Source organism: Dyella sp. NPDC103356 (assembly GCF_055584465.1).
The window spans coordinates 101,775-119,055 of the sequence record NZ_JBVJLZ010000011.1 but is presented as its reverse complement, the minus strand read 5'-3'; the positions used below and the strand labels follow the sequence as shown (position 1 = coordinate 119,055).

The window sequence follows — 17,281 nt, the reverse complement described above, 5'->3', positions numbered from 1 at the left end:
TATACCCAAAATGCGCAGCACGCATCCATGCGATGTCGCGCTTCGACAAGACGCTCGCAGCGAGCGCGCATGTCTCTTCCTGTCGATAAAGCGCTGGTGATGGGTGGCATCCCGGCAAAATTTCCTCGATGAAGCGAACTGCGACGCCTGCCTCATTCTGCCTGTAAGGGAAACCTTACAAAGCCTATGTTCATGCCACTTTATTTTGCCTTTTCACGCCTTACAACTTAGCATTCCGAGAAGAGAGGCCGCTGCTGCAAGGCGACGCCAATCTGCGTGTTTCACAGGGGAAAGCTTGCACGCCGTTCAACAGACTCGGTGATCCCACCATCTGTTACTTTTCCCTTCGCATTTGTTTGCTGCATTGACGCTCAAGACTCAAGGGAGAAGTTGTCCATGATGAAAATCAAATCGGTCGTATTCCTGGCATCGCTGGCACTGGCGGCCGGCTATGCCCCGTTGTCCTTCAGCACCGGCGTTGGTGCTTCGGACGAAGTCCAGTTCGTCGGCACCCCGGCTCCGGACAGCAAATTCGCCAAAGTGCATTCCGGCATGTATTCGAAGGAAGTGATTGACCTGATCGGCCAACCCACCGACCAGAAGACCTTCCAGACTGGCAAGGCGTTTATTCCCTTCCACTTCGGCGGCGACAACTACCGCACCGAATACCATTACAAGGGCGAAGGCGTACTGACCTTCTCCGGTGGCGGCATGGGCGCAAGTGGCTCGCTCAAGCTGATCAAGGTCGAAGTCAATCCGCAAGAATCGGGCTATATCCACTAAGCTGGAATCGATTGAAACAGCAGCAGCGCTGATTGGCGTCAGCGCTGCTTACATGTCAAACAAAGGCCCGCATCTAGCGGGCCTTTGTTTGACATGCCCCCCGAACGCCAAATAGTAGAGAGACCTACTATCGAATTATTTGCAGCGCATCCTCCTCGCTGCATGCGGCTCGGCAGGCTTTCAGTTTCCGAAGCCGCCTCTGCTACCGGAAGCAGACGCTCCGCATTGACTTCCTGCACACCCGCTCTCTATCGTCGCCCCGTCTTTGACAAGGATGCGAAGCATGAGGATGCTTAGGGGGACCAATCTCCACCAACTCAATAGCGGGCTGCTTTTAGCGGCGCTGCTGTTCGCACTCATCTGGCCGTTTGAAACGTTTTTGCTTGCCTATGCCGTTCTCGGGCCACTGCATTACCTGACTGAAATCTCCTGGCTGCACGACCGTAAATATTTTCTGCCCAGCACGGGCGACCGGGTAGTGCTTTGGATCGGGCTGGCGGTTGTGCTATCGACGTCCAATCTATGGGGACGACCCGGGTTGCTTGCGCCACTGGCGGATCATCGTGTCGCATTGCTGTTTGCGGTTTTCTGCGCGGTACCGGTGATGCTTTTCGTGCAGCGCTGGTCATACCGGCTTGTCGCTGCGATCGCGATTGCCGCGCTTTGGTGGTTGATCCAGGGTCATGTGCTGGATCTGATTGTGGGTGTGTATCTGGTCACCCTGATCCATGTCTTCGTGTTCACCGCCATCTTCGTGTGGAATGGTGTGCGACGGCAGCCGGATCGCGCCGGCACGGTGTTCCTGGCGTTGTTTGTGCTGTGCCCGGTGCTTTGTTTTGTGCTCCCGCTCGATTTCAGCCAGAGCGCCATGCATTGGGCGCAGCGTAGCTACGGGTTGATCTTTGCCACGTTGAACCAAAAGACCTTGACCGAGTTAGGCATGCCGATCGCGCTGGACGCGGTCTTTTCCGCGCCATGGAGCATTCGTCTGACGCGCTTTATGGCGTTGGCGTATACCTATCACTATTTCAACTGGTTCTCGAAACCAACGGTGATCCAATGGCACCGGATCTCGGCCAGGCGCTGGCTGCTTATCCTGGGCGTCTGGATTTGGGCCGTAGCTATCTACGCCTACGATTACGCGGCGGGTTTCATAATACTTTTGACACTGAGCTTCGCGCACGTCGTGCTCGAATTTCCGCTCAACCACCTGTCGTTCAAGCAACTGCTGTCCGGTTGGCGGACCAGCGCGACTCGAGCCGACTCAGCCTAGGCTTTCGGTCGTAGCTACCGACTCCTGGCGGAAACGTGCCAGCTCGTCTTCACGGCGGGTACGGGCCTTGCCGTTCCAGCTGACTAACGGTGCGTGCGTGTCTTGTTGCGGCTTGCGTCGCGGTGCCGCGACCGCAGGACTGCGGGTCACGTCAAGCAAAGCAGAAAGAATTTGAGGAATGGTCATTGTCACAGCCCCCTGTCGACGCTGCGACTATAGCGTTCCGTGAGCGGATGAAAAGGGGTTGTGCACGAAATTTTGTGATTTTCTTCATGCACCTACGCTGCACTGCAACGTGAGCTGTCATCTTGACGCACGGCTTTGCCGGTAACTCAAATACTTACGGGACAAAGCTACTGTCGCCCGGGTCGGATAGGATTTTTTCCGGTTGAGGCCGCTGGGACGCGCAAATTGCGTCAAACAGGTGGAGAATAGCCCGCTTCATGCCAGCGGCAAGGGGAGCCGGAGCAATGGACCACGTCGAGTCACATAACGATGCGATCGCGCAACTGCTGGCAGTCGCCCGCAGCTTTGCAGAGCTGACCCATCGGGCGATGTCCGATAGCGAGATTTCACTGGCGGCGGCGGACATGATGGGTTTCGCCGCGCGGCAAGCAACCAAGCTGCTTGAAGAGTTCATCGCTTCGCATGCACAAAAGGCTCACAACGCGCTCGCGTTTGCGCATACGCCACTGAGCGCGGAGCTGGACAAGGCCTACGCCGATTTCGAGTGCCTGATGGATGCGGCAGGCATGATTCGCCTCCACGGTATCGGCTCGCATTACACGACGCATCTGACGTATTTGATGCGCTATGCGGCTGAGTCCGCTTGTGAACATCTCGATCGCGCGGAACAGACGCTGGCGACGTTGCCGCCGCAAGAGCTGGTCGCGATGCTGCAACGGCACGCAGAAGTACCCTGACCGGGTCAGGCCTTGCCATAGCCGACCGTACCGCTGACCTGTGCGGTTGCGGTCGCGACTGAAGTCGCTTCTACAAAATTGGATATGCACCGCTAGCTTGTAGGAGCGACCTCAGGGAACCTCGAATAACCTCAGTTTTAGTTCTCGTCATCCCGGCGTAGGCCGGGACCCAGTGGCATCGGTTTTTAGTTTTCGCGATAGAGCTGACTTTTGCGGGCTCTTGCGATGACCGATCAAAAGGCCACTGGGTTCCGGCCTACGCCGGAATGACGAGTAGGAAAGGTTTTTAGAGGTTCCCCTTCAGTCGCGACCGCAACCTCCAGACATGCCAAGCGCGCGGTTATCGCCCTTCCCTCCAGCCACAAAAAAACCGGCCTCCCCGAAGGAAGGCCGGTCTTTGTTTTTTACTTCTTTAGTTCAGGCGATTACCAACCGATACCCAATTCCATGTGCTCGGGCTTGTCGGTATGGATGGTCGAGCTCTGGCTGGACACGTCGTCGTAGGCAAAGCCATAGGCCAGGCCGTTGACGCCATGCGTGTGCCAGAACTTGGCGTAGTAGTTCGCCGGAGCGCCGAGGTACCAGGCCGAGGGCACAGCCCACAGCGTGCTGTCTTCCATGACGTGGCGGTTGAACGCCGCGCAGATCTGCGCCTCGATGGCCAGTTCCGTACTGTTGCCCGTAGCCAGCGTGCCTTTGCCTTCCAGGATGTCCTGGGTGGTCGGCTTCTGCACGATGTACGGACCACCGGCAACGACGTTACCCGAGCCGTCCAGCTCGGTGAACGACAGGTTGCCATTGACGACCTGGCCACTGAAGTGGCGACCGCCCACATCGATGTTCAGGCTGGTGTTGCTGTACATCTGCCAGATCTGATTCACATAGCTATCGAAGTAGTGCTGGTTGGCCTGACCCACGTCGAACGTGGACTTGCCCGGCGCCATGATGCGTAGCTGATTCTGCAGCGGCAACTGGAACTCGGCCGGCACTTCGGTGTTGTACGCCGCAAACAATGCGTCGTGCGTCTGGGTCAGACCCGTCTGCTGATGGAAGTTCTTGCTGTCGCCCCACACGTCGAGCAGGAGCGGCAGGCCGAAGTCGTCCACCTGGGTCGTGTTGATCCACACACCACCGTCGTTGTACGTGAACTCGTACCAGTCGTAGCGCACGCCGATATTCGGATCGGTCCCGTTGAGCGGATTGGGGCCGGCGAAACCGACGTTGCCATTGGCATCCGTCAACGTCGTCATGTACAGCGGTTCGCCGAGCGAGATAAAGATGCGGCCGGAATCCATCTCGGGCAACTTCATCAGCTTCGCTTGCGCCAACGTAAAGGCGTAGTTCGGATAGTTCTGGCCGTTCTTGGTCAGATGACCGGATGCGTTGTTGTCGGCAGCGGACATGTGCGTGAACGTACCGTCCGGCTTCAGCCACGAGAACACGTGCGTAGCCGGATCCTGCGCGATGACTTCCACGTAGATTTGGTCGTCCGTGTAAGCGCCGTGCGTGTTGTTCACCAGCGTCGTGCCGATGAAGCCCGGGTACACCGTGTAGTCCGGCGTCTGGCCCGAACCGCTGTCACCACCGCTGCCTGTGCCCGGATCGGTGCCGCCCGGCTGACCCGGCTGGGTCGGTGCCGTGCTGCCGTCACCGTAGATCTCCATCTCCCACAACGAGTAGCCGTACTGCGTATTGCGCTTGGTGCCGTACATGCGCACGTAGCGGGCGGAGGTGGACGGGAAGGTCACGGTTTCGATGCCGCCCTGCCCGTTCGGCTGGTCGGATGCAACGGCCCAGTTCTGCTCGTCCGTGGAGACCTGGATCTGATACGCCGTGGCGTGAGCATTTTCCCAATTGAGCACCACGCGATTGACCGACTGCACCGAGCCGAGATCGATCTCGACCCACTGCGGATCGGCGAAGGCCGACGACCAGCGCGTGCCGGTGTCGCCATCGTTGACGTTGGCGCCCTTGAAGGCGACATCGTTTTCGGTGCCCGACACCTTCACCGGCATGTTGAGTGCCAGGTTGGTGCCTGCCGGCTGCTGGCCACCTGTGCTGCCGGTGCCCGTACTGCCGCTACCACCCGTGCTGCCACTACCGTTGTTGCTGCCGGCGTTGCTGCCACCGGTGTTGTTGGTCCCCGTGTTGTTGGTTCCAGTGTTGCTTGCTGCCGTCACGGTGAGCGTAGCCGGCTGACTCGTAGCCGTGTTGCCGTTGCCATCGGTGATGACCACGTCGAACGAGGCGCCGGAATCGGCCTGCGCAGTGACAAAGCCATACGTGGCCTGCGTGGCACCATTGATGGCGGTACCGCCGCGACGCCACTGATAGGTCAATTGACCGGCAGCCTGCACGCCCACACTGAACTGCACACTCTGACCGGCCACGACAGACTGCGTCTGCGGCTGCGTGGTAACGACCGGACCAGCCGTCGCGTAGACCTCGAACTCATACAGCGAGACGCCGTACTGCGAGGAACGAGCGAAGCTGTGCATGCGTACATAACGCGCCGTCTGCGGAGCGAAGCTGATGCGCTCGGTACCACCCAGGCCCGGATTCTCCGAGTAGAACGGCGTCTTGGTGTTCCAGGTGATGCCGTCGACCGAGGTCTCCAACTGGTAGTTGGTCGAGAACGCACGTTCCCAACGCAGGACCGCGTGGTCGAAGGTATGCACCGCACCCAGATCCACCGCAATCCACGTCTCGTCCTCGAACTCCGAGGACCAGCGCGTGTTGGTGAAATCACCGTCGAACGCCTGCGCGGAATCCAGATAGCCGGCGTCCGCACCGTTGTTGCCGCTCTCGCTGCCGCTTGCACTGGCGGTCTTGCCCAGCGCGAGGTTCACGCCGTTGTGGCCGTCACCCGGGGTGTTGTCGTTGTTCTGACCACCGCCCGTGTTACCGCCACCGTTGTTGCCACCGCCGTTATTGCCGCCACCATTGTCACCGCCCGGATTGCTGGCGTTGTTGTTATTGGTGTCGGGCGCAGGCACGTTGCCGTTGGTGGAGTTGTCCACCGCCACGGTAGCCGCGGTACTGGCCACGGTCAGGCCCTGGGCACTCGTCACCTGGACCACGTAGCTGTCGTTGGCACCGAGCACGCCGGCGGGCGTGTCGTAGAACGCGTCGGCCGTAACGAACACCGACTTGCCATTGCGGAACCACTCGTAGCTGAGCGGACCGGTGCCGGTAGCGGCCACGGTCAGATGCGCACTGCGACCCGCACCCACAGTCTGCGACACCGGCGAGTTCACGACCACCGGCGGCAATACCTGCGCACCGCTGACACACATCGCCTGACCGGGGAAGTTGGTGGCCACTTCGGTATTGACGATACCCGCCGACGACACCACCAGACCGTTGTTGGCGTTGTTCGGATCGGTTTCCGACGTCCACGTATTCCACTGCGACGGGAAGGCGCAGGTCACAGCGTTGGCACCGCTGATCGCCTGGGCTTCGGCCACGCTGGGCAGACGTGCACCGATACCGGCACAGTACTGAGCCGCCTTGTCCTGGGTCAGCTGTGCCGAGACGTCCGCCGGGATGTGCGGCGTGCGTGTCCAGATCAGCTGGCTCAGGTTATCGGTGGCCGTTTCCGTGTCGTTGACCGTGAAGCGCTCGTTCGTCGTGCCCGCGGCACCGCAATTGGCACCGTCGTACACCTGCATCTCGAGCAACGAATAGCCGTACGCGGTACCGCGCTTGATGCCCTGCATGCGCACATAACGAGCCTGCACGCTCGGGAAGGTCTTGTCTTCGGTACCGCCCGTGCCGACGGAATCGCAGTTGGCGCCGTCGCCTTCGCAGAACGCATCCGTCCAGGTCTGGCGATCGTTGGAGTACTGCAGCTTATAGGCCGAGCCGTAGGCCGCTTCCCATTCCAACACCACGCGATTGAAGGTACGCACCGAACCGAGGTCGATATCGAGGTACTGGTTATCCGGGTCGGCAACATTGTTGAACGCCGAACCCCAGCGCGTGATCGGCGTGCCGTTCTGACCGTCCTGGCCGTCGTTGGCATACTCGCCGCGCGTACCGCCGACACCCGTGTTTTCTTCACTGGAGTCGAAGGTCTTCTTGTTGAGCGCAAGGTTGGCGCCCGGAGGTGCCAGCTTGAGCGTCGCCGGCTTGCTGACCGCGGTCTGGCCGGTGATGTTGGTCACCGAGACCTGGTAGCTGCCGGTGTCGCTGGGTGCGACCTTGGCGATCGTCAGCGTCGACGAGTCGTCACCGACAATCACGCCATCCTTGGACCACTGGTAATGGAACGGCGCCGAACCATTCACAGCCACGCTGAAGGTAGCGGGCTGGCCCGGGTTGGAGACGACACTGGCCGGATCTTGCGTCACCACCGGCGGACGCGCCGCATTGACGGTCAACGTGACCGGCGTAGTGGTGATCTGATTGACCGGGTTGGTGACGGTTACCGAGTAGCTGGCGTTGTCCGTGGTGGCGAGCACCCCGGTATCGAACGTCGGACTCTGCGCACCAGCAATGGCCTGATTGTTCTTCAGCCACTGATAGCTGACCGTCGGCGAGCCGGTGGCCACCACCGCGAAGTGAGCCGACTGGCCCGCATCCACGTTGACCGCCTGCGGCGCCTGCTGGATCACCACCGGTGCCGGAGCGAAGACGTGCAAGACCGCCTGCGACGAGAGCTGATCGCCCAGCCCGTTGACCACGTCTACCGTGTAGATCGCGCCATCGTCGGCCTGGGTGGTCGGATCCGTCGTCAGTACTGCGGTGTTTCCGCCCACCGGCTGGTTGTTCTTGAACCAGTGGAAGCTCATCGGCTGCGCACCCGATGCGGCCACGCTGAACTGCGCCGGCTGACCGGAGGTGACGTCCTGCTCGATCGGCTGCGCGATGATCGACGGCTTGCCCAGCGTCACGACCGGATTGGGAACCGGGTCGATGTTGAAGCTGATCTGCGTCGAACCCAGACCCGGCGCACTTGCCGTGACGGTCACCGGACCGGTCTGGAACAAGGTACGCATCGCGATCTTGGTCAGACCACCTTCGGTCTGCAGCTCATGATCGCCCGGGGCGTGATAGTTCAAGCCCTGGCCAGGCGTCACCAACTGCTCGGAGCCACCGTGATACTCGACCGGGCCGTCCACCGCAAAGGTGACGTTGACGTTGGAGCCGTCGCCGGTCATGACGAGGTTGTTCTGCGCATCGGCGATACCGACGACGACAAAGGCCGCGTCCGAACCGTTGGCAGTCAACTGGAACGAGGTGCCATCCGGGCGCACCAGTTCGTCGACTACTTTCAGCACGATATGATCGGCCTTGCCCGACGTGCTCAGCGTATCGGACGCCTGCACGGCGCCCGTGTCGTCAAGACACTGCGCGGTGATCTTGCCGGGCTGGAAGGTCGTGTCCCAGAACACCTGACCCGGCAGCTTGGTCGTCTGCTGGGCCTGCTGCACATCGGCCGGAACCGGCGCCCGCGTCGGATTGCCTTCCAGATCTGTACCCGCCTGCGCGGTGCCGACCAGGCCGTTATCGGCGGTGGTATCCGAATCCCAGCTATTGGGCGTCTTTGGACCTTGGAACGGCGTGCCATTGATCAACAACTGCACCGAGGGGCAGTTACTGAAGGCGTTGATGCGCGTCGCGCCCGCCGGGCGGTTCCAGGTACCGGCCAGCTTGATCGACTTGATCTGCGGGTAGTTCGACCAGTTCGCCTGATAGATGTAATAGAGCAACCGCGGGAAGCGATTCATGTCGACCATCGACTGGCCCATCGAACGCACCAGCGTCTGATCGGTGCCGTCGACGAATTCGAAGATCTCACCCGGACTATCGGCAAAGTACCACTGCGTCATGCCGAAGGTGTTCGCCTTGCGGCCCTGCATCCAGGGCGTCAGGTACTGCAACGCGAACGCTAGTTCGTAGTCGTACGACGTACGCTGCACACCCCAGTTGGACCAGTACTCCGCACCGTAGGTCGGCTTGCTGGCTGCATCGTGCTGATGCAGGTTCACTTCGCAACCGGCACCGTCGCAGGAGATCACGTCGCCGTTGTTGACGTCCGGCGTGCGATCGGTCTGCGCGCGGCTGTTGATCGAATCCCACTGCAGCGAGATCTGCTTGAGCCCCGCGGCGAAATCCTCGTGCATGGTGCCGTTATTGGCTTCCCAGGCGAGGATCGACGGATGGCTACGATCGCGAATGATCATGTCGCGATGCAGTTCCTTCTTCAGCGTTTCCTTGTCCACGCACTGCTGGACATTGTCCGTGCCGGGACACGGGTTGGCGAAACCGTTCTCGCCATCGCCCGAGGGCTGCACAATGAACACGCCGTACGCGTCGGCAGCCGCGACAAACTCGGGACTGGCCGACGAATGACCCGGACGCCACAGGTTGCCACCCGCGGCAGCCAGCTGCGCGAGGTCGCGCCACTGTTGTTCTTCCGGCACCGACGAGGCGAGGCCCGGATAGTCGTAGCGACCGGCCGCGCCCCACAAGTAGTGCTTGTGACCATTGATATACGGGAAATCCTTGTCCCAGGTAATGACGCGGATACCCAGCGTGCTCTGCTTGGCGTCGATCACCTGGCCATTGATGCTGACCGTGTGGAACACCTTGTAGAGATAGGGTTTGCCCCAGGTGCTGTTGTTCGGATACCAGAGCGTCGGCTTGGTCACCGTCAGCGTCTGGTCGAACACCGGTGTCTCGTCGGTACCGGGGATCGAATGCGCCGGCAGGCTCTTCTGATCCTGCTGGGTCGCCACGACCTTGCCGCTGGCGTCCACGATCTGCGTGGTCAACGTGGCGGTAACCGTCGCGTCGGACTCGTTGGCGACATTGGTCTGAACGCGCACCGTCGCCTGATCGTCGCTGGCAGCGACGGTAGCGACATAGGTGCCCCACGACTTCTGGCCGGAATAGACGTTCTCCGGGATGTAGACCTTGTCGGTCACATGCAGACGCACCGGACGGAAGATGCCGGTATCGGACTGGCCGAAGCGGAACGAGCCGGAGATCTGCGGATCCTCGAAGAAGTCGCCATTGCGGGCGACCTTGACCGCCACCGTGTCGGTGCCGTCGAAATGCAGATATGGCGTCAGGTCGACGATGAACGGCAGGAAGCCGTTCACGTGGGTCGCCGTCGCATCCTTGGCCACCGCACTGGTGGTCGGGACGAACGTGCCGTTGACGTAGACCTGGGCACCCATATGGGCACCCTCGAACTCGACGGTGACTTTCTTGCCGACGTAGTTCGCCGAGTCGGTCAGCTTGGTGCGGTACCAGCCGATGGTCCCGTGCAGTTCGCCGTCACCGCCACCGGACTTCTCGTTGATGAAGGTGGTGAACTGGGTGGTCGAGTAAGGCAGGCCGACGCTCTGCCAGCCCGAATCATTGAAGTTGACTGCCGCCGCGGGCGGAGGCGCCGAGGCGTTGTTGCCGTCGACTGCGTTGTTTCCGTTGTCCTCGGAAAGGAACTTCCAAGGTTGCGCGCCGAGATTGATCTCGGTGCGGTGCGAGGGGGCCAGCGTCACCGCGTCCGCGAAAGCGGGAACGGTACTGGCCATAGCCAACGCGGCACTGACGATGGCGCCCAAATGGCGCCATCGCCTGCCACGCAGCCGATTTGCGACTACGACAGGGTAGTTCATGGAGAGCCCCTAATGCCCAGGGAGTGGGTGCGCGGATCATCCGCGTTGCATATGAACGTAGCAATGCACGAAACGAACTTGCGCACGCAAAAACCGGGCGACTTTTTGATATTGCGATGCGGTTGGTGTTTTGACTGACTTATTGATAGGGCAAACTGATCACAGCGATAGACCGAACAAATTCCAACGGCAACTAAATAGACGGCTATACGCCCATTCAAGACTTAGACGTTTTATTGGAAACATAAAAATCGTCCAAAGCCGTTACATTCGATTACTTTCGAATGAATAAGCAAACTAATGAAAGTTGTTATAGCAGGATGAACGATTAAGCAAACCGACAGCTGTTTTTCACCCGAGGTTGATCCCCACCAGCGAAAACTTTCAGCTCCACGTAAGTTTGAGAGGTATCCCATGAAAAAGATCGCTCCTTTGATCGTTGCGCTGGCACTGGGGGTTGCCGGGGTTGCCGTGGCGCAGGACGCGTTGACGGAGCGCCAGGTACGCGTACAGCTGGAACAGCAGGGCTACACCAAGGTGCACGACCTCAAATTCCGCGACGGCATGTGGAAAGCCTATGCCCGTAGCGGTGACGGCACCAAGGTCACCGTGCGCATCGACCCGAAGACTGGCCAGGCCTTTCCGGATGCCCAGGTATCGCGCCTGAGTGAACGCGACGTACGTGCCTCGCTTTCCTCCGAAGGCTATACCCACGTGCACGACGTCGATTACCGCGATGGTATGTGGCGTGCCCGCGCCGAGAACAACGCCGGCAAGGACGTCAAGCTACAGATCGATGCCGAATCGGGACGTGTGGTCGGAACCGATTGACCTGTTCATCACAGTTATTTGCGATAACCTCGACATGGCTCAATTCGACGTCGGACCGAGCCATGGTGAGGTTGCCACAACTGTCTGATACCTCACGAAAATCAGGCATGGGGACATGCTAACCTCGGGGTAAGCCAGGTTCAGCAGCCGCGATATCTGGGGGATGGATGGATTCGTCACTCGAACTCAAGCGCACCGAACGCAGGGCATTCCTGCTGCTGACTATCGCGCTTTTTCCCATGCTGGCCATCGCCATCGTGGTGACCTACGGTTTTATCGTCTGGTTCTGGCAGATGTTCATTAGCGGGCCACCGGGAGTTTGACGGTGGCCGCTCGCGCTCCCGATCCCTTGCGTCGAGCACTGCTGCGAGGGAGAGCACAGCCGAGCACGGTGATCCGGCCGCCATGGGCATTGGCTGAACCCGAATTTCTCGATGCGTGCAGCCGATGCAACGACTGCATCGACCGCTGCCCTGAGCAGGTGCTTGCGCCGGGGTCGGGCGGCTACCCGGCATTCGATCCCTTGCGCGGCGAATGTACCTTCTGTGGCGAATGTGCGAGTGCCTGCTCTACCAAGGCTCTCGATCGCCAGGCTATACACCCTCCGTGGCATTGGATCGCCGACATCAGCGGTGACAGCTGCCTCGCCCAACGAGGCGTGGTCTGCGCCAGTTGCCAGGATGGGTGCGGTGAACGCGCCGTTCGATTTCAGCCCGCGCTCGGCGCCGTGCCCACCCCCATCATCGATGCCATGCGCTGCACCGGCTGCGGCGCCTGCGTCGGGCTGTGCCCGACACAGGCGATCACCCTGAAGAGTAAGCCCTGGAAGGAATCGAGCGATGCCACGTGAACTGCATATCTCCAGCCTGCTCATCCAGCACCGTCACGATGCCCTGCCCCGACTGCAGGCCTTGATCGATCGACACGCCGAGCTCGAGATCGCACTGCAGGAGGCGTGCCGCTGCGTCGTGTTGTGCGAGACCGATGACCAGCGCGGCTTGATGGACCACATCGACGCCATGCAGGACTTGAGCGGCGTACTGAGCGTATCGCTGATCTATCACCACGCCGAACCTCGCGCGGAACTGGAAAAGCCGTTGCATGAGGTGTCCGCAGCAGGAGCCAATGTATGACGATGACGCGACGGGAATTCATCCGCAATACGGCCGTTGCCACCGCGGCGAGCGCCGCCGGCATGACCTTGCCGGCCAACGCCACCAACGTGCTGCTCGAAGGCGACCAGACCCAGCTCAAATGGGACAAGGCACCTTGCCGCTTCTGCGGCACCGGCTGTGGCGTCAATGTTGCGGTCAAGGACGGACGCGTAGTTGCCACGCATGGCGACGTGCATGCCGAGGTCAATCGCGGCATCAACTGCGTCAAGGGTTATTTCCTGTCCAAGATCATGTACGGAACCGATCGCCTGACCCAGCCGATGCTGCGCAAGCGCAACGGCGTCTACGCCAAGGACGGCGAGTTCGAAGCTGTCTCGTGGGACGAGGCGTTCGACGTGATGGCCGCACAATTCAAGCGCGTTCTCAAGGATAAGGGCGCGGACGCTATCGGCATGTTCGGCTCCGGCCAATGGACCGTGTGGGAAGGCTACGCCGCCAACAAATTGATGAAGGCAGGTTTTCGCAGCAACCACATCGATCCCAATGCACGCCATTGCATGGCGTCGGCGGTGATGGGCTTCATGCGTTCTTTCGGTATGGACGAGCCGATGGGTTGCTATGACGATATCGAAGCGGCCGATGCCTTTGTGCTGTGGGGTTCGAACATGGCCGAGATGCATCCGATCCTGTGGACGCGCGTCACCGATCGACGCCTTTCCAATCCCAAGGTCAAGGTCGCGGTGCTATCGACCTACGAACACCGCAGCTTCGAGCTGGCCGATATCCCGATCGTCTTCACACCGCAGACCGATCTGGTGATTCTCAACTACATCGCCAACCACATCATCAAGAGCGGACGTGTCAACAAGGACTTCGTCGACAAGCACACCGTGTTCAAGCAGGGCGTGAACGATATCGGCTACGGCCTGCGCCCGGACAATCCGCTGGAAGTCAACGCCAAGCACGCCAAGAACCCGGGCGACTCGCGCCCGATCGATTTTGCTCAGTTCGCGGCCTTTGTCGAACCGTACACGTTGGAAAAAACCATCGAGATGACCGGCGTGGACCGCGGCTGGCTCGAACAGCTCGCGGAGTTGTATGCGGACCCGAACATCAAGGTCATGTCGTTCTGGACCATGGGTTTCAATCAACACACGCGCGGCGTGTGGGCCAACAATATGGTCTACAACCTGCATCTGCTGACCGGCAAGATCTCCACGCCCGGCAATAGCCCGTTCTCGCTGACCGGACAACCTTCTGCCTGCGGTACGGCGCGCGAAGTGGGCACCTTCAGCCACCGCTTGCCGGCCGACATGGTGGTTACCAACCCCGAACACCGCAAGCACGCCGAAGAGATCTGGAAGATCCCCCACGGCATCATCGTGGAGAAACCGGGTTATCACGCGGTCGAACAGAACCGGGCATTGCGCGATGGCAAGCTCAACGCGTACTGGGTCATGGTCAACAACAATATGCAGGCCGGCGCGAACCTGCTTGAAGAGACGTATCCGGGCTACCGGCGCCCCGGCAACTTCATTGTTGTTTCCGACGTGTACCCGACCGTGACCGCGCAGGCTGCCGACCTGATTCTTCCGGCGGCCATGTGGGTGGAAAAGGAAGGCGCCTACGGCAACGCCGAGCGGCGCACGCAGTTCTGGCACCAGCTGGTCAAGGCGCCCAACGATGCGCGTTCGGATTTGTGGCAGCTGATGGAATTTTCCAAACGCTTCACGACCGACGAATGCTGGCCCGCTTCGATCCTTGCGGCCAATCCCGCATTCAAGGGGAAAACGCTCTACGAGGTGCTGTACAAAAACGGCAAGGTGGATCGCTTCCCGGTATCGGACATCGAGGCGGGCTATCTCAACGACGAAGCCGCGGCGTTCGGCTTTTATCCGCAGAAGGGTCTGTTCGAGGAATACGCCGAGTTCGGTCGCGGACACGGACACGACCTGGACAACTTCGATGCCTACCATCGCGCACGCGGTATTCGCTGGCCGGTGGTCAAGGGCAAGGAAACACTCTGGCGTTATCGCGAAGGCTCCGACCCCTATGTCAAGGCCGGTAGCGGCTTCGAGTTCTATGGCAATCCGGATGGACGCGCGGTGATATGGGCCTTGCCATATGAGCCACCCGCCGAGTCGCCCAACGACGAATACGATCTTTGGCTGGCGACCGGCCGCGTGCTCGAACACTGGCACTCCGGTTCGATGACGATGCGTGTACCGGAGCTCTATCGCGCCGTTCCCGCAGCCGTGGTGTTCATGCATCCCGATGACGCGGTGGCACGTGGGCTCAAACGCGGCGACGAAGTGCGCGTGGTGTCGCGACGCGGCGAAATGCTCTCGCGTATCGAAACGCGCGGGCGCAACCGGATGCCGCGTGGCGTGGTTTTCGTGCCCTGGTTCGATGCCGGCCAATTGATCAACAAGGTGACCTTGGACGCGACCGATCCGATCTCCAAGCAGACCGACTACAAGAAGTGTGCCGTCAAGGTCCTGGCCGTCTAGGAGCACAGCCATGAACAACAAACCCCTGATCGTTGGCGGCCTGTTGATCGTGCTGGTTTCGGCCTTCGTCGTCGGACTGATCGCTGGCCGGACCTCCGAACTGCACTCGGGCATGCCCGCACCCGAACCGGCGCAGGTACCGCCGTTGCCTGCGGTAGCGATCGTGCCCGGGCCGGCCAGCCAGCAGATCGACGCTATTCGCCGCGGCGTGCCGATCGACCAGGAAGCCGCACCACCGGCCATGGCACGAGTGGAAAACACGGATATCAAGCGCAATCGCGCGTACCCGATGCAGCCGCCGACCATTCCGCACAGCATCGACAATTACCAGGTCGACAAGAACTCCAATCGCTGCCTGCTCTGCCATTCGCGCGCCAACGCGGACAAGTTCCAGGCGCCGCCGATCAGTGTGACGCATTACATGGATCGCGACGATCAGTTCCTCGCGACGATTTCGCCACGACGTTATTTCTGCAACCAATGTCATGTCGTGCAAACCGGCGCCAAGCCGCTGGTCGAAAACGGCTTCCAGGACATCGACACCGTGTTGTCCCACGGAAAGGCCAACTGACATGTGGCGGCGACTCAAGGCATGGCTGCTTTCGTTCTGGCACACGCTGCGCCGGCCCAGCGTGCATTACAGCCTGGGTTTTCTCACCCTTGGGGGATTTATCGCAGGCGTGATTTTCTGGGGTGCGTTCAATACCGGCCTCGAGGCCACCAATACCGAAGCCTTCTGCACCGGTTGCCACGAAATGCGCGACAACGTTTTCCAGGAACTGAAGACCACGATTCACTACAGTAACCGTTCGGGCGTGCGTGCCACCTGCCCCGACTGCCATGTCCCGCATAAGTGGACCGACAAGATCGCCCGCAAGATGCAGGCGTCCAAGGAGGTATGGGCGAAAGTATTCGGTACGGTCGATACGCGCGAAAAGTTTCTCGATCACCGGCTGGTGCTCGCCGAACACGAATGGGCGCGATTGAAAGCCAACGATTCGCTCGAATGTCGAAACTGCCACAACTACGCATCGATGGACCTCACCCGGCAATCGCCTCGCGCGGCGCAGATCCACAAGCTCTGGTTGGGGACGGGCGAAAAGACCTGTATCGACTGCCACAAAGGCATTGCCCACCACTTGCCCAATATGGCTGGGATACCGCAGGGTTGAGAAAAGTCGCCCCACACCATGTAAAGGACACTTGACAGGCAAGGAGCGGAAGCCTAGCCTGCGCATGTCAAGCGACCTTGACACACAAGGAGACCCAAATGCGTAGCTTCGCCCGCCTTATCCATGTAGTCGGCAGTGCCCTGCTTGTCGCGTCCTTCCTCGTCGGCGCAAACGCTTTTGCCGCCGGCTCACCGCAAACCACTACCGTAGGAAGTTTGAAGATCGAGCGCCACGGCAACCACGGCAGCCCGATCGTGCTGATTCCCGGGCTGGGAGGCGGGCCTTGGGTCTGGCAGAACACCATCGGCAACCTTGAAAAAAATCATGTCGTCTATGCGCTCACCCTGGCCGGCTTCGACGGTACACCGATGCCCAAGCAGGGCGGCAACCTGTTCGACCTCGCCGACCAGTCGCTCGGCAACTGGCTGCAGAGCGCGCATATCGGCAAACCCATCCTGGTCGGTCACAGCCTGGGCGCCACGCTTGCGCTGCGCTTTGCCAGCGAGCATCCGGAACTGATCGCCGGTGTTGTCGCCGTCGACGGCCTGCCGCTGTTCCCCGGCATGGATCGCATCAGCGAAGAACAACGCAAGACCATGGCGACCAAGATGCAGGAACATATGACGTCGTTCACGCCCGGGCAGTTCAAGGCGGAACAGCTCACCTATATGCGGCAGACCGGCATGATCGATCAGGAGCAGGCCGAGCACTATGCGTTCTTGAATGCACGCAGCGACATACAGGCAACCGCGCAGTACATGGCCGAGGACCTCGCCAGCGATCTGCGCCCTGGCCTGAAGAACGCCACGGTGCCGATTTTGGAAATCTCGCCTTACAAAGAGTCCGATTTCAGCACGGGCCCGATGAAAATGAGCGAACAGCAGAAAGCTGACTACTACAAGAGCCTGTTGGCCAATGCGCCTAATGCCAAGGTCGTTTCGATTTCGCCGGCGCGGCATTTTGTGATGCTCGATCAGCCGGTGAAGTTTCAGCAGGTGTTGGATGAATTTATCGCGTCGGTGCATTGATGGGCTACGGTTACGCCA

13 protein-coding genes are annotated in these 17,281 nt (G+C 60.4%); 11 read left to right on the top strand and 2 right to left on the bottom strand.

The annotated features are described in order from the left end of the window. The first annotated feature begins 396 nt into the window (after positions 1-396). A complete protein-coding gene (locus ACZ6WW_RS20920) occupies positions 397-783 on the top strand; it encodes a hypothetical protein (protein WP_465275915.1) in 387 nt (128 codons plus the stop codon). Positions 784-1,066: 283 nt separating this feature from the next. After that, the gene (locus ACZ6WW_RS20915; RefSeq protein WP_465275914.1) at positions 1,067-2,056 is read left to right on the top strand and encodes a hypothetical protein; all 990 of its coding nucleotides are present in this window, start codon (positions 1,067-1,069) and stop codon (positions 2,054-2,056) included. Here ACZ6WW_RS20915 and ACZ6WW_RS20910 read toward each other — a convergent pair. Then, the gene (locus ACZ6WW_RS20910; protein WP_465275913.1) at positions 2,048-2,242 is read right to left on the bottom strand and encodes a hypothetical protein; all 195 of its coding nucleotides are present in this window, start codon (positions 2,240-2,242) and stop codon (positions 2,048-2,050) included. The two genes, ACZ6WW_RS20915 and ACZ6WW_RS20910, sit on opposite strands and share 9 nt — an antisense overlap. 284 nt (positions 2,243-2,526) lie before the next feature. On the opposite strand from ACZ6WW_RS20910, the gene ACZ6WW_RS20905 reads away from it, so the two are divergent. Continuing rightward, positions 2,527-2,979 carry a hypothetical protein gene (locus tag ACZ6WW_RS20905; RefSeq protein ID WP_281850067.1) on the top strand — a complete coding sequence of 151 codons (453 nt, stop codon included), beginning with the start codon at positions 2,527-2,529 and terminating at the stop codon, positions 2,977-2,979. A 425-nt stretch (positions 2,980-3,404) separates the two neighbouring features. Here ACZ6WW_RS20905 and ACZ6WW_RS20900 read toward each other — a convergent pair whose 3' ends face one another. Further along, on the bottom strand, positions 3,405-10,607 hold the full coding sequence (locus ACZ6WW_RS20900; RefSeq protein WP_465275912.1) for a beta-1,3-glucanase family protein: 7,203 nt from the start codon (positions 10,605-10,607) through the stop codon (positions 3,405-3,407). 414 nt (positions 10,608-11,021) lie between these two features. On the opposite strand from ACZ6WW_RS20900, the gene ACZ6WW_RS20895 reads away from it, so the two are divergent. The 8 genes from ACZ6WW_RS20895 (at position 11,022) to ACZ6WW_RS20860 (ending at position 17,263) form a co-directional block, all read left to right on the top strand. Further along, positions 11,022-11,438, top strand: coding sequence for a PepSY domain-containing protein (locus ACZ6WW_RS20895; RefSeq protein WP_281850069.1), 417 nt, complete (start codon positions 11,022-11,024; stop codon positions 11,436-11,438). Positions 11,439-11,605: 167 nt separating this feature from the next. After that, a complete protein-coding gene (locus tag ACZ6WW_RS20890) occupies positions 11,606-11,761 on the top strand; it encodes a periplasmic nitrate reductase, NapE protein (protein ID WP_281850070.1) in 156 nt (51 codons plus the stop codon). Between the two features lie 2 nt (positions 11,762-11,763). Beyond that, complete coding sequence (gene napF / locus ACZ6WW_RS20885; protein WP_465275911.1) at positions 11,764-12,288, top strand: ferredoxin-type protein NapF; 525 nt, start codon at positions 11,764-11,766, stop codon at positions 12,286-12,288. Then, positions 12,278-12,571, top strand: coding sequence for a chaperone NapD (locus tag ACZ6WW_RS20880; protein ID WP_465275910.1), 294 nt, complete (start codon positions 12,278-12,280; stop codon positions 12,569-12,571). The genes napF and ACZ6WW_RS20880 overlap by 11 nt, the downstream gene beginning before the upstream one ends. Then, positions 12,568-15,063, top strand: a complete 2,496-nt coding sequence (gene napA / locus ACZ6WW_RS20875; protein ID WP_465275909.1) for a periplasmic nitrate reductase subunit alpha — start codon at positions 12,568-12,570, stop codon at positions 15,061-15,063. Before ACZ6WW_RS20880 ends, napA begins: the two co-directional genes overlap by 4 nt. A 10-nt stretch (positions 15,064-15,073) precedes the next feature. Then, complete coding sequence (locus ACZ6WW_RS20870) at positions 15,074-15,634, top strand: nitrate reductase cytochrome c-type subunit (RefSeq protein WP_465275908.1); 561 nt, start codon at positions 15,074-15,076, stop codon at positions 15,632-15,634. Position 15,635: 1 nt separating this feature from the next. Next, positions 15,636-16,235, top strand: coding sequence for a cytochrome c3 family protein (locus tag ACZ6WW_RS20865; RefSeq protein WP_465275907.1), 600 nt, complete (start codon positions 15,636-15,638; stop codon positions 16,233-16,235). A 98-nt stretch (positions 16,236-16,333) separates the two neighbouring features. Beyond that, positions 16,334-17,263 (top strand): alpha/beta fold hydrolase, encoded by a 930-nt coding sequence (locus ACZ6WW_RS20860; RefSeq protein ID WP_465275906.1) that lies wholly within the window; start codon positions 16,334-16,336, stop codon positions 17,261-17,263. Positions 17,264-17,281: the final 18 nt, after the last annotated feature.